General features: G+C 62.6%; 19 protein-coding genes. 1 reads left to right on the forward strand and 18 read right to left on the reverse strand.

Features of this window, described 5'->3' with window-relative positions:
• Window positions 1-394: 394 nt before the first annotated feature.
• Complete coding sequence (locus CT676_RS26310) at window positions 395-586, forward strand: hypothetical protein (protein ID WP_028150075.1); 192 nt, start codon at window positions 395-397, stop codon at window positions 584-586.
• A 592-nt stretch (window positions 587-1,178) separates the two neighbouring features.
• Here CT676_RS26310 and CT676_RS26315 read toward each other — a convergent pair.
• The 18 genes from CT676_RS26315 to CT676_RS26400 form a co-directional block, all read right to left on the reverse strand.
• Window positions 1,179-1,367 (reverse strand): hypothetical protein, encoded by a 189-nt coding sequence (locus CT676_RS26315; RefSeq protein ID WP_223153873.1) that lies wholly within the window; start codon window positions 1,365-1,367, stop codon window positions 1,179-1,181.
• 356 nt (window positions 1,368-1,723) lie between these two features.
• On the reverse strand, window positions 1,724-2,254 hold the full coding sequence (locus tag CT676_RS26320; protein ID WP_028150077.1) for a DUF1269 domain-containing protein: 531 nt from the start codon (window positions 2,252-2,254) through the stop codon (window positions 1,724-1,726).
• Between the two features lie 792 nt (window positions 2,255-3,046).
• Entirely contained in the window at window positions 3,047-4,036 is a 990-nt protein-coding gene (gene dhaK, locus CT676_RS26325; RefSeq protein ID WP_135215648.1) for a dihydroxyacetone kinase subunit DhaK, read from the reverse strand.
• Between the two features lie 39 nt (window positions 4,037-4,075).
• Entirely contained in the window at window positions 4,076-4,501 is a 426-nt protein-coding gene (locus CT676_RS26330; protein WP_135215649.1) for a hypothetical protein, read from the reverse strand.
• On the reverse strand, window positions 4,498-6,096 hold the full coding sequence (gene ptsP, locus CT676_RS26335; RefSeq protein ID WP_135215650.1) for a phosphoenolpyruvate--protein phosphotransferase: 1,599 nt from the start codon (window positions 6,094-6,096) through the stop codon (window positions 4,498-4,500). The genes CT676_RS26330 and ptsP overlap by 4 nt, the downstream gene beginning before the upstream one ends.
• Window positions 6,097-6,101: 5 nt before the next feature.
• Window positions 6,102-6,416, reverse strand: a complete 315-nt coding sequence (locus tag CT676_RS26340) for an HPr family phosphocarrier protein (RefSeq protein ID WP_028150081.1) — start codon at window positions 6,414-6,416, stop codon at window positions 6,102-6,104.
• Window positions 6,409-6,810 carry a dihydroxyacetone kinase phosphoryl donor subunit DhaM gene (dhaM, locus tag CT676_RS26345; protein ID WP_135215651.1) on the reverse strand — a complete coding sequence of 134 codons (402 nt, stop codon included), beginning with the start codon at window positions 6,808-6,810 and terminating at the stop codon, window positions 6,409-6,411. The genes CT676_RS26340 and dhaM overlap by 8 nt, the downstream gene beginning before the upstream one ends.
• On the reverse strand, window positions 6,807-7,421 hold the full coding sequence (dhaL, locus tag CT676_RS26350; RefSeq protein WP_135215652.1) for a dihydroxyacetone kinase subunit DhaL: 615 nt from the start codon (window positions 7,419-7,421) through the stop codon (window positions 6,807-6,809). Before dhaL ends, dhaM begins: the two co-directional genes overlap by 4 nt.
• Entirely contained in the window at window positions 7,418-8,425 is a 1,008-nt protein-coding gene (locus CT676_RS26355) for an ABC transporter ATP-binding protein (protein ID WP_063981216.1), read from the reverse strand. Before CT676_RS26355 ends, dhaL begins: the two co-directional genes overlap by 4 nt.
• Complete coding sequence (locus tag CT676_RS26360; RefSeq protein ID WP_063981215.1) at window positions 8,418-9,515, reverse strand: ABC transporter ATP-binding protein; 1,098 nt, start codon at window positions 9,513-9,515, stop codon at window positions 8,418-8,420. The genes CT676_RS26355 and CT676_RS26360 overlap by 8 nt, the downstream gene beginning before the upstream one ends.
• A gap of 6 nt (window positions 9,516-9,521) precedes the next feature.
• A complete protein-coding gene (locus CT676_RS26365) occupies window positions 9,522-9,734 on the reverse strand; it encodes a hypothetical protein (protein WP_135215653.1) in 213 nt (70 codons plus the stop codon).
• Complete coding sequence (locus tag CT676_RS26370; RefSeq protein ID WP_135215678.1) at window positions 9,731-10,684, reverse strand: carbohydrate ABC transporter permease; 954 nt, start codon at window positions 10,682-10,684, stop codon at window positions 9,731-9,733. Before CT676_RS26370 ends, CT676_RS26365 begins: the two co-directional genes overlap by 4 nt.
• A complete protein-coding gene (locus CT676_RS26375) occupies window positions 10,681-11,640 on the reverse strand; it encodes a sugar ABC transporter permease (RefSeq protein WP_014492573.1) in 960 nt (319 codons plus the stop codon). The genes CT676_RS26370 and CT676_RS26375 overlap by 4 nt, the downstream gene beginning before the upstream one ends.
• 103 nt (window positions 11,641-11,743) lie before the next feature.
• The gene (locus tag CT676_RS26380; protein WP_063981213.1) at window positions 11,744-13,090 is read right to left on the reverse strand and encodes an extracellular solute-binding protein; all 1,347 of its coding nucleotides are present in this window, start codon (window positions 13,088-13,090) and stop codon (window positions 11,744-11,746) included.
• 845 nt (window positions 13,091-13,935) lie between these two features.
• Entirely contained in the window at window positions 13,936-14,598 is a 663-nt protein-coding gene (locus tag CT676_RS26385; protein ID WP_028150089.1) for a response regulator transcription factor, read from the reverse strand.
• A gap of 308 nt (window positions 14,599-14,906) precedes the next feature.
• Complete coding sequence (locus tag CT676_RS26390) at window positions 14,907-16,262, reverse strand: HlyD family type I secretion periplasmic adaptor subunit (RefSeq protein ID WP_135215654.1); 1,356 nt, start codon at window positions 16,260-16,262, stop codon at window positions 14,907-14,909.
• A gap of 9 nt (window positions 16,263-16,271) precedes the next feature.
• Window positions 16,272-18,830, reverse strand: a complete 2,559-nt coding sequence (locus tag CT676_RS26395; RefSeq protein WP_135215655.1) for a cadherin-like domain-containing protein — start codon at window positions 18,828-18,830, stop codon at window positions 16,272-16,274.
• Complete coding sequence (locus tag CT676_RS26400; RefSeq protein ID WP_135215656.1) at window positions 18,827-20,584, reverse strand: type I secretion system permease/ATPase; 1,758 nt, start codon at window positions 20,582-20,584, stop codon at window positions 18,827-18,829. The genes CT676_RS26395 and CT676_RS26400 overlap by 4 nt, the downstream gene beginning before the upstream one ends.
• Window positions 20,585-20,625: the final 41 nt, after the last annotated feature.

The raw sequence follows: 20,625 nt of genomic DNA on the forward strand, positions 1-20,625 counted from the left end.
ACGCCACTCTAGATGGACCAACCCAGAACCACATTGAGGGCATTTTTCTGGATGGGGCGTCGAGAAGATTGATGCCATGTGGAACCTCCCTCGTTTTCAGCGCAGCGTACGACTGTCTGGGCACCTTGGAATTGATCCACAACAAACAATTTGCCCATTTGTCATCGCCGGGCGGCTTCCAGGTCCGGGACCGTCGAGTGCTGGCGCGCGCCCTCCGCAATCGGGCCTTGCCAGTTGGTACCTTGCCAGTTGGTACACAAAGGGCGGCGATGTGGCGCATGTCGAATACGGAAGCCGTGATCTTCATGGGTTGGAACGCCCAGGGCCCGCATAAGGTTAGATAGATTGCGCACCATCGCGGCGGCCTGGCCGCACGCTGGATTGGAGGCAGCACATGAAAATCGTGGACGAAGACGGCGAGATCATCGCAACAGCATCCGATGACCATACTTTAATCGGCGGCCACCACCGCCTCGCAGTGGCGGCCAGCCTCGGTAAAAGACTGTTCTGGCGAGATACCGGCGAACCAGTGAAGCTTGATAACTTCTTCAAGCATTATGGAAGCTCTCTTCGACATACAGCCTGAGCCGCTCGCCGAGCGTACGTTGTTCGGTGCATCGCAACAACGCCAACGAGGATTTTTGCCATCGCGCATTCCTGGTTTAATTTTATGCGGTCCCGTACACAAAGGCGGCGCGCGATGTGGCGCAAGTGCGCACCAGCCTTTGTCTGCGAGATGGTACGAAAGGAAATTCGAAAATCAAAAAAACTCCAAATATCCTCAAAGGGCGCGGTCGCGCGGTCCCCCCGTTTGGCCCTGGTCTCCGAGGGACCCCGGAAAGCAAATAGGGGCATCGTTGGTTCGCGTCTGACCGCTCTTGCCATCAGCCCCGCTCCACTTAAGCTCTCCCTCCCTTTCCCACGCGCCTCTGGCGTGATCGAGGCGGTCGAGGCGGTGCGGCCGGCGGCACTGGCGCAGAGGCGATGCCGCAACGAAGGTTCGAGCGAAAGAAATCAACTGCGACATCTGCCGCAGTTGGGAAGCGCACGGGCAAGAATGGTAACGCCCGCAAGGTGCCGGTCGAGCGGCGCGCCTTGGCCGCCTGGGTCGAGCCTGTGTCACGTCGCGAGATCTGGTCACCTCAAATGACCAATTGCGCGGGCCCGCCGCCGATCTATCAGGTCTGCCTCTTCACGATTTCAAATCCGTTTGCGTGCAATTCTAGCAGTATGCCCTGTGCCAAGTGCGTGCACTCTTCAGACTTGATCCAGTGCGGACTTCTCCAATCCGGGTCGTCTTCCTTTGGGTAACTGGTGAAGGCGGAGCGAATGGCGGCTTCGATCACGTCGATGGGATTGTCCGACATCTGCATCCCTCACGCATTTGGCGAAATAGATCAAAATCCTGGGAATTAAAGAACAAGCCCAGCCGGACACTCACGCGGCCCTCTCCGTTCAGAAGAACGTCACCGCCATCAATGGTTTGATCTAGGTCAACGCTGTGCCTCGGGCTCAGGCACGTGAACGGATCGCACTAAATTTAACGCGGTATGATGAATTGCAAATATATTCATACGGCGCGGTCGCGCGGTCCCGGCACTTGCCTCTGGCCCTCACAAAGGACCCGGAACTGCACCAATGACCGTACCCGGCGCGGCGTCACTGGGCCAGAGAGGGCTGCGGTAATGCCGAGAGCGGTCGTCGGCAGGCGGTCGCCATCGTTTCAAGCGCCCGGCAAATCAGGAGGCGAAGCCGCCGGTACCGCCGCTTTGACCTCCGCCAGCGCCGCTTGCAAGGCGGCTTCCTTAGTGTGGTCGAGAGAAGTCTTTAGCACCGTGCCGCCTTCGCCTTTTAGCCTCTCAAGAACCTTGTCTGCCGTGACTTTGCGCACCAGTACGAAGAGCGCTGCGGTTCCGGGTTGAACGGCGGCAGCGGTCTCTTTCATCCATTTGTCGTTGATGCCGACATCCGTTAAATATCCGCTGAGTGTGCCGGACGCGACGCCAAGGGCAGCACCAGCAAGCGGCATCAAAAAGATCAGGCCAATCAGCGTGCCCCAAAAGGCGCCAGTAGCCGCACCAGCAGCCGTGGTATTGATCAGTTGATTTAGTTTGATGTTTCCGTTGCTGTCTTTCACCGCGATCACGGCATCGCCGAGTTCGATCAAATACTCCTTCTGCATGGCCAGCAATTTTTGACGAACTTCCTCCGCCTTCGCCTCGGTTGGAAATGCAATTACGACAAGGTCGCTCATCTGTTCTGCTCCTCTACTCGAACGATTGCTGCCCATGCGAGAGAGGATGCGCCCGGTCGCGCGGGACAGGCAAGCCGCTACGGATAGCGGATGACGGCGCTCCGGGCACAACGGAAGGCGGCGGGCACACCCGGCACGGGCGGACCGGCTCGCGAGAACCGACAAGATGAGGCGTCAGGGTGCGAGTCAGGAGACCGCTAACGCCTCTCCCCACACGACGCAGATCTGCGATATTTCCTCCGATCGTTCGCCTAAACTCAGAAGCTTGTCGAATGGCGGGTTCAAATCTGGCCCATGATTTGAACCAACGCAAACGTCTCAAACGCGACAGTCATGCGGGTCTGCCGCAGACAAACCAGGGTCGTTACCGGCTCAGAATTTGGAACGATGTTGGCTCCCCAAATTGAGTGCGTTAGATTTTTGTGAACTCTCGGTGCACACATCGTGCATACGCACTGTTCCAACTATTGAAACAATCAAACTCTCGCTCCGATCCATGATTGGGAAGTTTGAGCTAGATTCAGCCAGCGGGAGCTATTCAGCTCCAACATCTACACCCCAACGTCCCTTTTTGCGCTACGAGTGGATCCTCCGATCGGGTCCTTTTTGTCGAATCTTACTTCTCATTGCCCTCGATCCAGGTTTTCTCGGCAGCCACACTACCTTGGCGGCGCGGACGCGACTATGCGATCGATCGAGCCGACGAGAAACGGCTCCCCTGCATGGACGGGCCTAAGCGGGGCGGAGTCGATAGGACTTCGATTGCAGCAAAACATGAGCCGCGCGCGGAAATCAGACGCCCCAACGCAGAGCTGCGGTCTGCACCGGGGCATCCCATAATGTCGTGGCTTTGCGATCGAGCACCGATACGGTGATCGAGACACCGGCCATGTCGAGGGATGTGACGTAGGAACCGGTCAGGAAGCGCGTCACCGTGATCCCCGCGTGATCCAGAGTCCGCTTTGCAGCATTGACCATCAGATAGAGTTCGATCAGAGGCGTCGCACCAAATCCGTTAATGAGAAGCAGCACTTCACTGCCCTTGCTCGGCGCAAGATCCTTCAGAATCGCGTCGAGCACCTCGGCGGTGATCGCATCGGCGGAAGCCAACGGTACCCTGCGCCGGCCAGGCTCGCCATGAATGCCGACGCCCATTTCCATTTCATCGTCGGCCAACGTGAAATTTGGCCGTCCGGCGGCCGGCACAGTGCATGGCAATAGAGCTACGCCCATCGAGCGCGTACGCCGGTTGACTTCATCGCCGAGCGCCTTGAGCGCGGCAAGCGGCATTCCGGTCTCGGCAGCGGCGCCGACCATTTTTTCCACGATCAACGTTCCAGCGACGCCACGCCGACCGGTCGTGTAGGTCGACTTCTCGACTGCCACGTCATCGTTTGTCACCACACTCGCAACCTCTCGGCCGGCCATCTCGGCTGCCATGGTGAAATTCATCACATCGCCTTCGTAGTTTTTGACGATGAACAGCACACCTGCGCCGGTGTCGACGGCCTCCGCAGCCTCGATCATCTGATCTGGCGTCGGCGAGGTGAAGACCTGGCCAGGACAAGCCGCGTCGAGCATGCCCAGGCCGACAAAGCCCGCATGCAGCGGCTCATGTCCCGAGCCGCCTCCCGAAATCAGCGCGACCTTGCCCGGTTTCAACGTGCGACGGCGCACAAATTTGCGCTCGGCGCCGAGAAGCAGGATATCCGCGTGCGCTGCGGCGAGGCCGTCAAGACTTTCTTCGAGTACAGTATCGGCGCTGTTGATCAGCTTTTTCATGAGCGTTCTCCCAGTCCGGTCTAAAGTTCGATTCAATGGCTAACCGACGCTTTCCGCAAAGCGCGCGAGCTGCGCGGCTAAATCCACGATGAGCTGCTCGAGCGCACGATTCCTCTTGTCGTCACCAAGTTCAGGAACGGTCACGGTAATGACACGCGTGCGCGCTTCGCGGTGGGGTGCGCGCAGTCTTCCGGGGTGCGCGCGGCCATACGCATCGAGAAATGCCGCACGCTCGGCGCTGGACAGGTGGCAGACGTCGAAGATGACCGCGACATGCTTCGCCGGGATCGGCACCAGATAAGCCGGATTCGTGATTTGACTCACGAACGAACGATTCTTGCCCAGCGCCGCCGCAAGCTTCAGGCGCGTCCCCGAGGGCCGATTGTCGAGTACCTTTCGCAGGATTATTTTGTATTCTGCGACATTCTTGTCACCGGGCGTGTCCTTGCCGACATCGTCCTTCATGAACTCACCTTTGCGATTGCGGCCTTGAGCCGTGCGACGGCAATCGGCGACACAGACAGAGTTGTCAATCCGGTCGCGAGCAGCGCCGCCGTCAGGTGAGTGTTGGCCGCGGCGTCGCCACAGAGCGAAACCTCGACGCCACGCTTTAGCCCGGCCTCGACGGTCGCGGCTATCAGTGCCAGCACAGCCGGATTGCTGGTATCATTGAGGTCAGCGACTGCGCCGATGTCGCGCGCCGCCGCCATGGTGTACTGGGTTAGATCGTTCGAACCGATGGAATAGAATGCAGCGCCAAAATCTGCTGCACAGAGCGCCGCCGCTGGAACCTCGACCATAATGCCGAGCGGCGGACGAGCGCAGGCAACTCCTTTCGCTTGGAGGGCAGTGAACTCCGCGTCAAGTATTTCGTTCGCGCGGTCCAATTCCGACGGGACCGCAACCATGGGCAACATCACTTTCAGCGTGCCATGGACAGCCGCACGGCAGAGCGCGCGGAGCTGCATGCGAAACACCTCCGGCCGCGCGAGCGAGAGGCGGATACCGCGGAGGCCGAGAAACGGATTGCTCTCACCTTCGACCGTCAAACCGGGAACCTGCTTGTCTCCGCCTGCATCCAAGGTCCGGATCGTCACCGGCTTATCTTGGGCCCAGACGAGAATGTCTCGATAGACCCTGTATTGCGTTTCCTCGTCCGGCAGGCCGTGGGCCGCCTCGAACAGGAATTCCGTGCGTACAAGGCCGATGCCGTCGCAAACTGCGGGATCAAGGTTTGCAAGGTCTTCAGGCCCGGCGACATTGAGCAGAACCGCTATCCGCCGACCATTGGCGACGAAGGCAGGCGCAAGGCTGGTCGCCTCGGTGACAGCCAGTTCGGCCTTCGCAGCCGCCATGCGCAGCTCAAAGAGCCGGATGGTCTCCGGCTCCGGATCGAAGATGACCCTTCCGGCGTCGCCGTCTACCAGCGCCAAGACTGGTGGCTGTCCATGCCACGACAACGGACCTAATCCAACGACCATCGGCGCCCCGCGCGCACGCGCCAACATCGCGACATGCGAGGAAGGTGAGCCACTGGCCAGCGCGATCGCGCCGCCTTGCGACCAGTCAGTCGCAAGAAAGGTCGACGGCGTGATATCTTCAGCCGCAACAATCGAACCGCCCGCGATTCCGGCGACAACGTCCACACCGCCCAGATGCGCAAGCACGCGATCGCGGATGTCAACGATATCAACGGCCCGGGCACGGAAATATTCATCTTCAGCCGCGCGATAGCCGGCGATCTCCAGGTCGAGTGCCCGGCGCCAGGCATGGTCGGCAGCGATCCCGATCGCGATAAGTTCATATGCCGTATCTGTTAGTGCATCGTCTTCCAACATGGCGGCCTGGAACTCCAGAATGTCTGCCGCCTCACTCTGAATCGTCTTGATCTGCTCGGCGAGTTGCGCCCTCGCCCCCCCGATCGCCGCCCGCAGCGCTGCAGCCTCCTGCTCCGGATCCTCGCTCGCCATTCGCCCGGCCACGGCCGCAGTCAGCACGACGACCGGCCCGAACGCGAGGCCCGGCGATGCGGCACGGCCGATAAGTTGGATCTCTGCCACTGCCGTTAAGCCTCACCAAAACCGTCATGCACAAGCGCAAGCATGGCAGCGAGCGCCACCTCTCCGTCCGGTCCGGCGACCCGGAAATGCAGCGTCGCCCCCTGCGGAGCTTTTACACGCATCACCTTCACCGGACTCTTGGCATCCGTCCAAGGCCCGTCTCCAGAGAGGGCGAGTTCGATCTTTGCGGCAAACCTCTTCGCACACTGCGTGAGCTTGACCGACGGCCGCGCATGAAGTCCGACCTTGTTGACGAGAACCGCCGAGGCGGTCAGCGGCACCGACGTCTCACCTGCCCGGCTGGCGTGGGCATCATGCATAGAATTCCTCCGCGCTACGCTTGACGGCTGCGAGCGATGAGCCACCCGAGGATTCCGTCGCTGCAATCACCGCTCCTTCGACCACCGGAGCATTGCAGACGACGACGCGCGCCCTTCGATCTTCAGCCAACATTTCCACCGCCATCTCGGAATTTGTCTCGGCACCGCCGAGATCAACGAGCACAGCAACACCTGCCGTGGACCACGCCGCCTCGATCGCCTCCAGGATTCCAGCAACATTCGTGCCGAGCCCTCCATCGACATCGCCGCCGGTCCAGGCGAGCGGCACCGCATTGCCCACCATCTGGCGCACCATATCTGCCGCGCCTTCCGCTATCTTGGGCGAATGTGAAACGATAACGATTCCGACATTGCCGCCATTTGGATTGTTCATGACCTTGCCTCGAATTCCAATACTTTGACTGCAGCCCCGATCAACAGGGACGCTGAGCGCGAACCCGGGTCCATGTGACCAATGGAGCGTTCGCCGAGAAAAGAAGCCCTGCCGCGAATAGCGAGCATCGGCGTCGTGCGATCGGCCGCCTGCACCGCTTCTAACGCAATCGCCCGCGCATCGCCGCCTGCAGCCAATACCGCTTGCACGGGCACTAGGACATCCAGCAAGGTTTTCTGTCCTGCCTCCGAGCGTCCGCGCGCCTTTACGGCGTTGATTGCCATATCCGTAGCCGCGACAAACTCCGCGCGTGTTGGCTGCTCTGGAAGCGCCTTGCCCAACTCCATGAAGAAGGTGCCAACCAGCGGCCCAGAGGCTCCGCCAACCTTCATGACCAGCGTCATTCCGATCGACTTCAGCATTTCTGGCAGAGACTTGTCCGCAAGGCCGGGCAACGTCGCGAGCACGGCCTCGAAGCCGCGTTTCATGTTCAGCCCATGATCGCCGTCACCGATCGCCTGGTCGAGGCTGGTCAGTTCGTCGGCGTGCTGGATCACCGATTCCGCAAGCGCCCGCACCAGATTCTCCCTAGAGGTCCGATCGAGACTCATGCCGCGACCCTCCCGCCGGCCGCATCGAAGAACAGCGGCCTGTTAAGGCGTAGCGACACGACGTCGCCGACGTCTAACCTCGCCTCAGGATCCGCCAACGTCACGACAGGTTGGCCGCCGAGATCGAGATGGACATGGCTCTGGTCGCCGAGATGTTCGACCCGCGTGACGGTGGCCGACACGTCCCCGCCGCTGCGTGCGATCGCCAGGTGCTCGGTACGAGCGCCAATCGTCTTAACGCCGGGCGGAACGCCGGCAAACAGAGTTGCCGGCAGCAGGTTGATCATCGGCTGGCCGAGCCGGGCAGCGACATAGGCGTTGACCGGGTTCTCGTAAATCTCGCGCGGCGTGCCGATCTGCATCAGCCGCCCGGCCTCCATCACGCCAATGCGCGATGCCATGGTCATAGCCTCGGTCTGATCGTGGGTGACGTAGAGGATCGTCGCGCCGAGATCGATCTGGATGCGCTTAAGCTCCAGGCGCATTTCACCGCGCAGCTTGGCATCGAGCGAAGAAAGCGGCTCGTCCATCAGGTAGATCGAGGGCGAGCGCACCAGAGCGCGGCCAATCGCAACGCGCTGCATCTGCCCGCCCGATAACTGAGTCGCCTTGCTGTGGAGCTTGGCCTCGATATGGAGAAGACGCGCAACCTGTTCGACCTTTGCGCGAATTTCGGCCTCCGGCAGGCGCCGAGTCGGCGCGCGTAGCGCAAAGGCCATGTTCTCGAACACGGTCAGATGCGGGTACAACGAATATTGCTGGAATACGAAGGCGACGTCACGATCCGCCGGCGCATCACTGGTCACATCGCGTCCGTCGATGCGGACCGAACCGCTGTCGGGCGCCTCTAATCCGGCAACGAGACGGAGCGTCGTCGTCTTGCCGGCGCCGGTCGGCCCCAGCAACGCAACGAATTCGCCATCTCCAATGGTGAGGGACAGATCGACGACGGCTTGCGTCTTGCCAAACGCCTTGGAGACCGCCCCGATCTCGACTTCAGCCATGCTTGCCTCCCTCGTGCAATGCGGTGCGTATTGCCCGTCCCGACCCCTGGTCGAAGAGCGACAACGTATCGGGCCGAAAATCGAGCCCGACATTCATCCCAATCCGAAAGGGCATGCTGGCGGGCGAGCGGGCCTTGAGAGCGCCGTAAGGCGTCGTCACCGTCACGATCTGCGTCGTGCCGAGATATTCCGACCCATAGATCTCGCCCCGCACCATGCCGCTATCGGAAAAACGCACATGCTCGGGTCTGACGCCCAGGACAAGGTCGCTCTCCACCAGAGCCTCGCGTGCGGTGGGTATCGCAACGTCGCGATCCCCGAGCCGGATCGCCTGCGCCCCGGCTTGCAGGCTGCCGCGAAACGGCAAGAAATTCATCGCTGGAGAACCGATAAAGTCCGCGACGAAGAGCGAAACAGGCCGGTCATAAATATCGCGCGGACTCGCAATCTGCTCGACCACGCCGTTGTTCATCACCGCAATCAGGTCCGCCATTGCCATGGCCTCCAGTTGATCATGCGTGACGTAAACGGTGGTCGCGCCAAGCCGGTCATGCAGCGCGCGCAATTCCTGGATCATCGCCTCGCGCATCTCGGTATCGAGCGCTCCGAGCGGCTCGTCCATCAGGAAGCACTTCGGCTTGCGGACGATCGCCCGCCCAAGCGCGACGCGCTGACGGTCGCCGCCGGTGAGGGTCGAAACCGACCGATCAAGGAGGTGGGAGATACGCAGGATCCGAGCGGCCTCCACCACGCGCCGGTCGCACTCCGCGGCTCCGATGCCCTCGCATTTGAGCGGAAAGCCGATATTGCGCCGGACATTCATGTGCGGATAGAGCGCAAATAGCTGGAAGACGAAGGCGATATCTCGCGCGGAGGCACGGTTCATCGTCACGTCCTCACCGTCGAGCCTGATCGTGCCGGATGTCGGCAATTCCAGTCCCGCAATCATCCGCAGCGTTGTCGTTTTGCCGCAGCCGGACGGCCCAAGCAGACAAAGGAACTGTCCGTCATCCACCGTAAAGCTCGCGCCCTTGACTGCGTGAAACTCTCCAAAGGATTTGTTGAGCGCTTCAACCCTGATCTGTGCCATCGAGCGCTACTCCCGGACCTTCGAGACGATCGTGAACATCACCGTCCCAAAGAGAGTGACCGCGAAAGACCAGGAATAAAGCGTCAGAAAAAACGGCTGCATCAGCATGACCACGCCCGCGGCAATGATCGCCGTCGCGATGGCCTCGAGCGGACCGCGACGCAACATTCTGCTCATCAGGCTGACGTGCGGCGTTGACGTGTTCACATCAAGGTTCATTTGCGGACGGCTCCAAAGGTAATGCCGCGCAGAAGATGCTTGCGAAGCAGCACCGTGAACACGACGATCGGCACAAGAAAGATCGTCGTGCCGGCGGCTACGGCCGGCCAATCCTGGCCGCCTTCGCCAATGATGATCGGAATGAATGGGGGCGCGGTCTGAGCGTTGCCAGAGGTCAGAAGCACAGCAAAGGCGTATTCGTTCCACGCAAAAATCAGGCAGAAAATCGCCGTCGCCGCGATCCCCGTCGTCGCCTGCGGTAGAACCACCTTCACGAACGCCTGAAAGCGCGTATAGCCATCGATCATTGCTGCTTCTTCGTATTCACGGGGGATTTCGTCGATGAAGCCCTTGAGTAGCCAGACAGCGAGTGAGACGTTCACCGAAGTGTAGAGCAGGATCATCCCTAGACGGGTATCCGATAGCCCGACGGTCCGGTACATCAGGTAGATCGGGATCGCGACCGCGATTGGCGGCATCATTCTGGTCGACAGGATGAAGAACAGGAGGTCGTCCTTGAGAGGCACGCGGAAGCGCGAAAAACCATAAGCCGAGAGCGTACCGAGCGCGACGGCAAGCACGGTCGAGCCAAAGGCGATGATCAGCGAGTTGATGAAGCGCGGCACGTAGTTCGACGGCCCGGCGACAACCATGTTGCGGCTGCGCGCGATGTTGTCACAAAGCCCCTGCGGCGGCCCCAGCGTCTGGATAAACTCCTGAGTCTGACGCGAGCGTGTTGTGAAGACATTGCAATAGCCTTCAAGGGAGGGCTTGAAGAGGACCTTCGGCGGATAGGAGATCGCATCGTCAGGCGACTTGAACGAGGTGAGCACGATCCATATCAGCGGAACCATCGTTATGATGGCATAGAGTACGACGAGCAGGCCGGCAAAGCGGCGAGTGCCGGTCGACGGTTCGACGACTGAGTGGGCTGCGTTTGAGGCGCTCATCTGCTTTTCACCCGGTTCAGCGCCTTGACGTAGATGTTGGCAAGGCCAAACACTGTCACGAACAGAATGATCGCGAAGGCCGAGGAATAGCCGGTTCGCCAACTCTCAAAGGCTGCGCGCTTCAGTGTGATCGAAGCGACTTCCGTGGTCGAGCCTGGCCCTCCTCCGGTCAGGAGGTTGACCATGTCGAACATCTTGAAATTCTCGATCCCGCGAAAGAGCACCGCGAGCATGATGAACGGCAGAGCCATCGGCAGCGTGATCGACCAGAACTGCCGCCAATTCGACGCGCGGTCGACCTCCGCCGCCTCATAAATGTAATCCGGGATCGACCGCAGCCCCGCCAGGCAAATCAGCATCACGTAGGGCGTCCACATCCAGGCGTCGACGATGACGATGGCCCAGGGACTGAGGGTCACGTCTCCCAGCATCTGGAACGACGAAGCGCCGCGCCCCGTGAAGAAGGCGACCACGTAGTTGAACAGCCCGATCTGCGGCTGATAGAGGAAGGTCCAGAAATTGCCGACAACCGCTGGTGAGAGCATCATCGGCAACAGAATGATCGTGGTCCACAGGCCATGGCCACGGAATTTCTTGTCGATCAGGAACGCAAGGCCGAATCCGAGCACAGTCTCGATCAGCACGGTCCAAACCACGAAATGCGCCGTGACCTGCATTGCCGCCCAGATATCCGGATCGGTCAGGATCGACTGGTACCAATCGGTCCCCAGCCATAGCGTCGGCGCGTTCGGCCGATTGGCGCGGTAGTTGGTAAATGACAGGTAGATCGTCCATACCAGCGGGAAGATATTGATCGCCAGCAGCAGCACGATCGTCGGTGTGATGAAGAGCCATGCGAGCGCCTGGTCCGAAAGGCCGCGGATGCGACGTATCACGCCTGGTCGGATCGGGACGGCCCGGTAGGTAATCTGCGACGAAGTGCTCAAATCGTTCATGGCCCTGGTCAATCCTGGCGTCGCGATTGTCGACTATGCGACGCCTGCGGGTTCTACCGAAGAGAGCCTGGAGCGCGCTCGGCGTGCGCTCCAGGCGTTTGCCCTAGAACTTCTTGCCTTCTTCCTTGAAGATCGCCTTCCAGTCCTTTACCAGGCCATCGAGCGCTTCCTGCGCGGTGCCCTTGTCCGCCACCACGTAGTCATGCACGCGCTTCTGTTCGGCTTGCAGGAGTTGGGCATAGGAAGGCTCGGCCCAGAAGTCGACGACCATTCCCATCGACTTCAAAAACTCGCCGGCAAACGGCGCGCTGTTTGGGAAGCCCGGATCGTTCAACACTGACTTGGCGCACGAATAGCCGCCCAGCGCCCACCACTTCTTCTGCACATCTCCACCGGAGAACCATTTGATATATTGCAGCGCCTCGGCCTGGTTCTTGGAATAAGAAACGACCGAGATGCCCTGCCCACCGAGCTGCGTCGCCCGGGTCGCGGGGCCGGCGGGATTGCTGAAGAAGCCGATCTTGTCCCCACCGACGTTCGGATCCTTGTAGAGGCCCGGGAAGAAGGCGAAGAAGTTCATCTGCAGCGCGACTTGCCCCGACTTGAACGCATCAAGCCCTTCGGACATGTAGGAGTTGGATGCGCCGGGGGGCGTACAGCACTTGTAGAGCTCCTTGTAGGCCTCGAGCCCCTTCACGGCGCCGGGCGAGTTGACGAACCCGTCCATTGAATACGGCTTCTTCGGATCCTGATACTGGAAGCCGTAATCATAGAGGTAGTTCGACACGCCCATGGTGATGCCTTCCGAGCCCCGCTCGGTATAGATCGAAGCGCCATAGACCTTCTTGCCGTCGATCTCGCGGCCCTGGAAGAATTTTGCGATGTCGCGCAGTTCATCGAGCGTCTTCGGCACGGCGAGATCGCGGCCGTACTTGGCCTTGAAATCCGCCTGGATCTCAGGCCGCGCAAACCAGTCTTTGCGATAGGTCCAGCCCACCGCGTCACCCATGGCGGGCAGCGCCCAATAGTTCGGACTGTTCTTCGGCCACTCGGAATAGCCGACCACCGTCGCCGGCATGTAGTCGTCCATGCTGATTCCTTCCTTCGTGAAGAAATCGTTGAGCTTGACGTACTGACCGTTCTCGGCGGCGCCCCCGATCCATTGCGAATCCCCGATGATGAGATCGCACAGCGAGCCATGCGAATTGAGCTCGTTCAGGAAGCGGTCGGCATAGTTGGTCCACGGCACGAACTCGAACTTCATGCCGACGCCGGTCTTGGCGGTGAAATCCTTCGACAGTTCGACAAGGGCGTTGGCAGGATCCCACGCGGCCCAGCACAGCGTGATGGTCTTGGCCTGCGCATGCGCAGGAGTAGTCCCCACTCCGACACCGAGGGCGGATGCGAGAACTCCGAACGTAGTAAGAAGCGCCTTTACTGTCTGTTTCATAACGCTTTCCCTCCCAGTGGGGCCGGCCATCGACATGGCGCGACTCTCCAACCCGCTCGAATGCTTCGAGCAGAGCGATACAGTCCTTCACGGGCTGAACGACTAAATGGACGTTTCCTCGCGCCTGCCTGGATTCTTAGGGATTCAGCCAAGCTCGATTTGTTTAGCGAAACACTAAATACTAAACATTGCAAGCACGCTCTTCTGAGGCGCGGTTGGGACTGACATGGCGTTTCGCGATGACGGCCGTGCCCCCGAAGGTCCGACAAGTTGTTCGGGTGATATCTGCAACGAGAGATTTTCTTCGCTTGGACGAGACGGGCAGCCTCGGCGACCGCTGTCCGTCCAGCAAATCTCCCACAGGGTTGGGTTCGGCAGCCCGGCTAATATGCACCGCGCGTTCGTTCGTGCCTTCCAGACGCCTGCGGCGTATCGCCAAAGCATCAGCGGTCCAACGGCCGCTTCCGAGACGGTACGAGTGCTGAAGTCTAACCAACTGGCCTTCGACAAGCCGTAAGACGTCGGAGAAAGGCTTCCACCGCTTCCTGTCGTTCATTCTCGCCATCGCGTTCCGGCCGCTACCGATCGCGTATTCCAAAAGGCGCATGATACTCCGAAAAAACACGATGCCCGACCGCGGGACGTATTGAGGTTACCGCAAACCAATCCCGAAATAGCCGCCCTGCCCGGTTCGCTTGCTCGTCGGCCACGCCAGCATGAAGGCGTGTCGCTGGAGTCGTCGGCTCCGGCATGCGCACAGAAAACGACATTGAAGTCGGATACGAACAGGATTCGGGCGAAGGACTAAACCGGCCGGGCGGGCAGCGCGAATCCCTTTTCCTGTTTCAGGCGTCGAGCGACTGGAGTCGGTACTCGGACATCCTCTGGGCGGCGATGATGACCTCGACCCTGTTCCTGGCTTGCATCTTCTGCATCAGCTCGGTCATGTAGTGCTTGACCGTCTTCTCGGTGATGCGAAGCGTCGCGGCGATTTCCTTGTTGGTCATGCCACGCAGCAGCAGCCGGACAATCTGCCCCTCCCGCTGACTGAGCTTGATGGCCTCGGCGACGCGGTGGCGGACGTCGGTGTTGCGGAGCGCGTCGATCACCCGGACCGCAAAGCCCTGGGTAATATAGGTCTCATCCTTCAGCACGGCCCGGACGGCGGCCATCAACTCGTCGGCCGAGGAGCGCTTGAGGACGTAGCCGTGAGCGCCGGCGTCGAGCGCCCGGACGGCATGGTCGACGCCGTGCTGGGAGGTGTAGGCGACGATCTTGATCGCAGGCAGGACGTTGCGGATCGTGCGGATGGCGTCGTAGGTCTCGTCGGGGACGGAGGGGCTCAGAATCATCAGCCTGGGGACATGGAAACGGGCCAGCCGGATCATGTCGGCGGCGGTGGCGCCGAAGGCGACGATCTTGAAATCGGTCGGCGTAGAAAGAAAGGTCGTGAGGGCCGTCATCATCAAAGGCTGGTCCTCGACAATCGCGATCGAAATATCGCTCATCAAACCCACCCTAAAAAGGCATCATGAATAGTTCCGCCTCCGGGAAACGGCGGTCCAAGACATTGACGAGGAAAGCAAAACCCCCGGACCCGAAAGAAAACAGCAAGTCGCAAAGTTCGTCCCGGGAAATTCCGACGGTGTGGCAAGATGCCCGGGCTGCGGCGCTAGGCCGGAAACCACCGCCGAAACTGCCGCCGATTCGCGGCTTTCGACGCCACCCTTACCCGGAAGGGTTACCGCAAAAACTCCGGCGGCCACCTCGGCCGTCGATGCCGTCGTCGGTGTGTCGGCGGGAGAATGCGTCATGCTCAGCGCTCCCGAAAGGCGCGTGTCATCTGGTCGATGACGGGCTTGGCCAGATAGGAGGCCGCGGTGCGCTCCTGGGTCGAGACGAAGACCTCCGCCGGCATGCCGGGAACGAGCTTCAGTCCCTTGTGCTGGATCAGGTCCACCTCGGCCGGAAGCAGGCGGACGTGGGCGATGTAGTGCTCCTGGCCGTTGGACGGATCCCGGGCCGAGGCCGGCGACACCATCGCGACCTTGCCCTTCAGCTCCGGCGTGGTGGCGCGGTTGAAGGCGGAGAGGCGGATGCGCGCCGGCTGTCCAACCCTCACCTGGTCGATGTCGGCCGGCGAGATGCGAATCTCGAACTTGAGGTCGGCGTTCTCCGGCACCACGGTGGCGATCTTGGCCGCCGGGGTGATGACGCCGCCCACCGTGTAGGCAAACAGTTCGTTGATGTAGCCGGACGCCGGGGAACGTATCTCGGTGCGCGACAGCCGGTCCTCGACGGCGAGCTTGCGCTCCTGAAGCTCGGCGATGCGCGCCTCCACTGTGCGCAGGTCCTTCTGGGCCTCGGTCGAGGCGTTCTGGTCCACGGCGATGATCTGCACGCGGATCTCGCTGGTCCTCACCTTGGCGCGGGCGATGCTCGCCTGGATCTCGCCCTGCTCGCCCATGATGCGGGCGTAGTCGCGCTGGGAGGTATAGACGCGCTGGTACTCGACGATCTTGCGCTCGAACAGCGACTGCAGCTTCTCGCGCTCGGCACCGACGAGCTTACCTTCCTCCTCCTTGGCGGCGAGGCGGGCCGCCATGCCCCTGATCTCCTCGCCGGTTTGGGCGATGCTGAGCTCAAGCTGTTCCTTCTGGCTGTCGCGCGCGGTCTTGTTGCCGGCGAACAGACGGGCCTCGCCGTGGATCACCGATCCGGCGGTCGAAGGGAATAACGCGTGCATGTCGCCGGGAAACTCGACGGACGTCAGGTTGTCGCGTTCGGCCACCAGGCGGGCACGGCGCCCGAGCGCCTCGACCAGCTGCGCGCGCACGATCAGATGCTCGGCCTTGATCTGGACGTCATCGAGGGTCGCCAGCACCTGGCCTTCGCGAACCTGGTCGCCCTGGCGCACCGACAGTGTCTTGACGATGCCGCCGTCGCGGTGCTGCACCTCCTTGAGGTTCTGGTCGACCTTGACCGTTCCGGCGGCGACCACCGCGCCCTCCAACATCGCCCAGGCGGCCCAGCCGCCGCAACCGGCGACCAGTAGCGCGCTCAGCACGAGGCCGGCGACGATGCGCGGCCACAGCCGCAACGGCCGTTCGCGGGGCGCGTCGATAGCCGGAGGCTCCAAGCGGGCGAATTCAGATGCAGCGACATGCTTCATGGCTTCACCTCAGGAATGAATCGACGAGAATTGCAGATGGTGGTGACCGGCGACTTCGATCGTCATGCCGTCTGCGTCGTCGTTGCCGTAATCGACGTCGATGGCGGTGTACTTGCCCTCGGCGAGTTCCTCGAAGCGGAAGCGCACTTGGCGATTGTGGCCGCCGTGGTTCTCGTCGAGGTAGATCTGTTCAAACAGGTCAGCGACTTGCTCCTCGGCGTCGCAGCCTTCCTTGATCGTAATCTGATAGGTCGCGGCCACGATCTTGTCGCCGATTGTGAAGTCGGTGATCTTCTTGACCACGTCCTGCTGCTGAGCGCCGTCATCACCGCGCTGGAACTGAAAGCAGTCATCGCCGGCGCCGCCGGTCAGGACCACCGCGCCGCCGCCGACGATGATCACGTCGTCACCGGAGCCCGCGATGATCACCTCGAAGCCATCGATCAGGTCCTTGCCGATCTCACGTCCCATGGCGGTGCCGCTGCGCAGATCGATGGTGACGGTGACGGTGGTCGCCGAATAGTCGAGGGTGTCCTGACCCGAATTGCCATCATAGGCGTCGTCGGTGCCGTCGGCCGACGCCAGCACGACGTCGTCGCCGCTGCCGCCGTCCACCTTGTCGGCTCCGCCGCCGTCGGCGATGATGTCGTTGCCGGCCCCGCCGGCGAGAGTGTCGGCTCCCGCACTCCCCGTCAGGACGTCGTCGCCCGCGCCGCCGACGACAATCTCGAACTCTGCGATCGCGTCCTCTCCGATGTCCTCACCGAAGGCTCGGCCCGAGGCGAGATTCACGGCGATCTTCTTGACGGCCGAGGAATAGTCGAGGGTGTCGGTCCCGGCTCCGCCGTCGAGGCTGTCGTCCGCGGCATCGGCCACAGCGAGAACCAGATCGTTTCCGGCCTCTCCGGCGACCGTGTCAGATCCGCCGCCGTCCGAGATCGTGTCGTTGCCGGTCCCGCCGGTCAGCGTGTCGTCGCCGGCGCCCCCGGCCACGACGTCGTTTCCGCCGCCGCCGTCGATCGAGGCCGAAGCCGATCCAGCGGCCGTGAGGGTATCGTCGCCCGCGCCGCCGATAACGATCTCGAACTCCGCGATCGCGTCGTTGCCGATGTCGGCGCCGGAGGCGGTACCCGAGCCCAGATCCACCCCGATCGAACGCGTAGCCGACGAATAGTCCAGCGTGTCTACGCCGGCGCCGCCAGCGAAGCCGTCGTCCGCGGCATCGGCGGCCGCCATTACGATATCGTTGCCCGCGCCGCCGGTGACGACGTCGTTTCCGCCACCGTCGGCGATGATGTCGTTGCCGCTCCCGCCGGACATCCGGTCGGCGCCCTCGCCGCCGTCGAGATGGTCGTGGCCGTCGCCGCCCTCAAGGGTGTCGTCGCCGGCTCCCGCCAGCAAAATGTCGCGGCCCGCGCCGCCGTCGAGGTGGTCGTCTCCCTCCTCACCCAGCAGGGTGTCGTCGCCTTCGTCGCCCCACAGACGGTCGTCGCCGGTGCCGCCGAACACCACGTCGTTGCCCGTGCCCGCGAACACGGTGTCGTTGCCGTCGCCCGCATAGACCACGTCGTGGCCCGCGCCCGCCAAAATGTGGTCGTCGCCGGCCCCACCCGAGATCCGGTCGTTGCCGCCTCTGGCGTCGATGTTGTCGTCTCCGCCGAGTCCCGCGATGGTTTCGGCGCACTGGGTGCCGAGCAGGATGTCGTCGCTCTCGGTCCCGACGATGGGCGGCGCCTCAACCACATTGAAGTAGGCTGTCTGCATGACGATGTGGGAGCCGTCGCTGATCGCGTAGGTCAGCTTGACCTCGCCGAGCATGCTCGGTGCGCGGTCGAATTCCCAGCCGTCCTCGGTGCGGACCAGAGAGCCGGAGGAGGAGAAGATGCCGACCACGGTCAGATTGTCGCCGTCCGCATCTGTGGCGCCGGCCAGCAGCGCCGCCATCGATATCGCCAGCCCATGGCAGGCCACCACGTCAGGAAGATGCACCGCGCCCGAGACGCGGGGCGCGCGGTTGCGGTGATCCGGCGCCGGCGGGTCGCGCGGTCTGTCGCCGCCGCCACCTCCTCCGCCGCCACCTCCTCCACCACCGCCACCGCCAGCCGCGGGGTCCTCCTGGCGAGGCCGGTGGTTGTCGTTGGCGACCTTCGGACTCGCGCCGGACCCCTTGTTGTTCAGCTCGGGCTTGTCGGTGCGCGCCCGGGCGCTGAAATCGGTCGCACCGCCGCCTACGGCGCGCTCCTCCTCGGCGTGCGCGACGATCCTGCCCTCCTCGGTCCAGCCCGACGACCGGGGCGGCTCAGGCTGCTCCTCCGCGGGTTCCTCGGCCGCCGCGAGCGCGTCCTCCTTCAGGTTCTCCTCCTCGCCCGAGCCGCGGACCTTTTCATGGTCCTCGCTGGCCCCCAGCTTCATTGGCAGGAAGCTCTTGAGGTAGGCTGTGCAGGATCCGACGATGAGCAAGAAGATCAGCGGCACGAAGCGGCGGCTGCGATCCTGCTTCTCTTCGTAGTCCTCGCGGCCGGGGGCAGTCTCGACGGTGGACTTGCGGGTGGCCTGGACGTTGATCATGCAGGCCTCCGCATTTGGGCTTCTACGGGAATCGTGCCGGCCGGGGTTGGCGCGGAAGGCTGCAGGACAGGAGTCATGATGTCCTGCTTCTTGCCGAAGGCGACCATGCGGCCGGCCTGGACGATGGCGACGAGATCGACCGCCACCAGCGCGCTCGGGCGGTGCGCGATCACGATGGCGATGCCGCCGCGAGCGCGGATGCCCTCGATCGCCGCGGTGAGCGCCGCCTCACCCTCGCCGTCGAGATTGGAGTTGGGCTCGTCCATCACCACCATGAAGGGATTGCCGTAAAGCGCGCGCGCCAGCGCGATGCGCTGGCGTTGACCTGCGGAAAGCGCGCAGCCCTGCGGCCCCAACCTGGTGCGATAGCCCTCCGGCAGCCTGACGATCATCTCGTGGACGCCGGCCGCCTTGGCAGCCTCGATCACCTTGCGGGAGTCGGGCTGGCGCTCGAGGCGACAGATGTTCTCCTCCATGGTGGTGTCCATCAGCGCGACCTCCTGGGGGAGATAGCCGATGTGCCTGCCGAGGTCGTCCTCGCGCCACTGGGTCAGGTCGGCGCCGTCGAGCCGCACGCTGCCGCGCAGCGCCGGCCAGATGCCGGTCAGCGCGCGCACCAGCGTGGTCTTGCCGCCGGCGCTGGGGCCGATGATGCCGAGCGCCTGGCCGGCCTCGAGCTCGAAGGCGACTTCGCTCAGCACCACCTGTCCGGTCCCGGGGACCGCCACGGTGATCTTCTCGACGGAGAGGCGGGCGGTCGGGTCGGGTAGCCGCATCGGCTCGTCGGCGGAGGCGAGCGCGATGACGGTGTCGCGCAGCCGTTGGTAGGCCATCCGCGCGGCGATGAAGGCCTTCCAGTTGCCGATCGCGAGATCGACGGGGGCCAGCGCGCGCGCCGAGGCGACCGAGACCGCGATGATGGCGCCAGCCGAAAGCTCACCTTTGATGGTGAGGTAGGCGCCGAGCCCCAACAGGGCCGACTGCAGCACCATGCGTAGCACACGCGAAACCGCGGCGAATCCGCCGGTGATGTCGTTGGCCCTCGTCTGCAGATCGAGATGCTCGGCATTGGCCTCGTTGAAGCGGACGACGGCGCGGCCTGCGAAGCCCATCGCCTTGAGCACCTCGGCGTTGCGCGCGTTGCAGTCGGCGATGCCGTTGCGTTCCGTCGCCGCCTTGCGCGTGGACACGATGAGACGGCGGGTCATGACTTCGCTGACCACGGTGAGCACGACGAGGACGAGCGCGCCCGCGAAGGTCAACGCGCCGAGCATCGGATGAAGGAAGTAGATGAAGGCCAGATAGATCGGCATCCAGGGCAGGTCGAACAACGCCGAGGGGCCCTGGCTGCCGAGGAAGCCACGGACGGTGTCGACGTCCCGCCCGCGCTCCAGCGCTTCGGAGGTGGAGAAGCCGAAACGCGGCATGTCGATGGCGACGCGATGCGCCAGCGGCGCGATCTTGCGGTCGATCCGGGCGCCAACCCGCACCAGCACCTGGGAGCGGACGACGTCGAAGGCACCCTGGAATAGATAGAGCCCGATCGCGAGCACCGAGAGCATCACCAGGGTGGGGATGCTGCCGCTGGTCAGCGCGCGGTCGTAGATCTGCATCATGTAGACGGAGCCGGTGAGCGCCAGCACGTTGATCATGCCGGAGACCACGAACAGAAACAGGACGATGCTGCGGAAGCCCCTTGTCAGCTCGGCCAGGCGCCGGCGCTTCGCGGGTGTGAGCTCTTTCGGTTTAGCCATTTGTTTGGATGCCCTCAGGTGCGAGGAACGGAGATCTGGCC

Source organism: Bradyrhizobium sp. MOS001, from assembly GCF_004634465.1.
In the GTDB taxonomy this organism is placed as follows: domain Bacteria; phylum Pseudomonadota; class Alphaproteobacteria; order Rhizobiales; family Xanthobacteraceae; genus Bradyrhizobium; species Bradyrhizobium barranii.

What these genes read in the sequence shown, in the direction of transcription:
- CT676_RS26315 (WP_223153873.1), bottom strand. Translation starts at nt 1,367, where the DNA reads ATGTCGGACAATCCCATCGACGTGATCGAAGCCGCCATTCGCTCCGCC.
- CT676_RS26340 (WP_028150081.1), bottom strand. Translation starts at nt 6,416, where the DNA reads ATGCATGATGCCCACGCCAGCCGGGCAGGTGAGACGTCGGTGCCGCTG.
- CT676_RS26355 (WP_063981216.1), bottom strand. Translation starts at nt 8,425, where the DNA reads ATGGCTGAAGTCGAGATCGGGGCGGTCTCCAAGGCGTTTGGCAAGACG.
- CT676_RS26370 (WP_135215678.1), bottom strand. Translation starts at nt 10,684, where the DNA reads ATGAGCGCCTCAAACGCAGCCCACTCAGTCGTCGAACCGTCGACCGGC.
- CT676_RS26380 (WP_063981213.1), bottom strand. Translation starts at nt 13,090, where the DNA reads ATGAAACAGACAGTAAAGGCGCTTCTTACTACGTTCGGAGTTCTCGCA.
- CT676_RS26310 (WP_028150075.1), top strand. Translation starts at nt 395, where the DNA reads ATGAAAATCGTGGACGAAGACGGCGAGATCATCGCAACAGCATCCGAT.
- CT676_RS26365 (WP_135215653.1), bottom strand. Translation starts at nt 9,734, where the DNA reads ATGAACCTTGATGTGAACACGTCAACGCCGCACGTCAGCCTGATGAGC.
- dhaM (WP_135215651.1), bottom strand. Translation starts at nt 6,810, where the DNA reads ATGAACAATCCAAATGGCGGCAATGTCGGAATCGTTATCGTTTCACAT.
- CT676_RS26375 (WP_014492573.1), bottom strand. Translation starts at nt 11,640, where the DNA reads ATGAACGATTTGAGCACTTCGTCGCAGATTACCTACCGGGCCGTCCCG.
- CT676_RS26385 (WP_028150089.1), bottom strand. Translation starts at nt 14,598, where the DNA reads ATGAGCGATATTTCGATCGCGATTGTCGAGGACCAGCCTTTGATGATG.
- CT676_RS26395 (WP_135215655.1), bottom strand. Translation starts at nt 18,830, where the DNA reads ATGATCAACGTCCAGGCCACCCGCAAGTCCACCGTCGAGACTGCCCCC.
- dhaL (WP_135215652.1), bottom strand. Translation starts at nt 7,421, where the DNA reads ATGAGTCTCGATCGGACCTCTAGGGAGAATCTGGTGCGGGCGCTTGCG.
- CT676_RS26320 (WP_028150077.1), bottom strand. Translation starts at nt 2,254, where the DNA reads ATGAGCGACCTTGTCGTAATTGCATTTCCAACCGAGGCGAAGGCGGAG.
- CT676_RS26330 (WP_135215649.1), bottom strand. Translation starts at nt 4,501, where the DNA reads ATGAAGGACGATGTCGGCAAGGACACGCCCGGTGACAAGAATGTCGCA.
- CT676_RS26360 (WP_063981215.1), bottom strand. Translation starts at nt 9,515, where the DNA reads ATGGCACAGATCAGGGTTGAAGCGCTCAACAAATCCTTTGGAGAGTTT.
- dhaK (WP_135215648.1), bottom strand. Translation starts at nt 4,036, where the DNA reads ATGAAAAAGCTGATCAACAGCGCCGATACTGTACTCGAAGAAAGTCTT.
- CT676_RS26400 (WP_135215656.1), bottom strand. Translation starts at nt 20,584, where the DNA reads ATGGCTAAACCGAAAGAGCTCACACCCGCGAAGCGCCGGCGCCTGGCC.
- CT676_RS26390 (WP_135215654.1), bottom strand. Translation starts at nt 16,262, where the DNA reads ATGAAGCATGTCGCTGCATCTGAATTCGCCCGCTTGGAGCCTCCGGCT.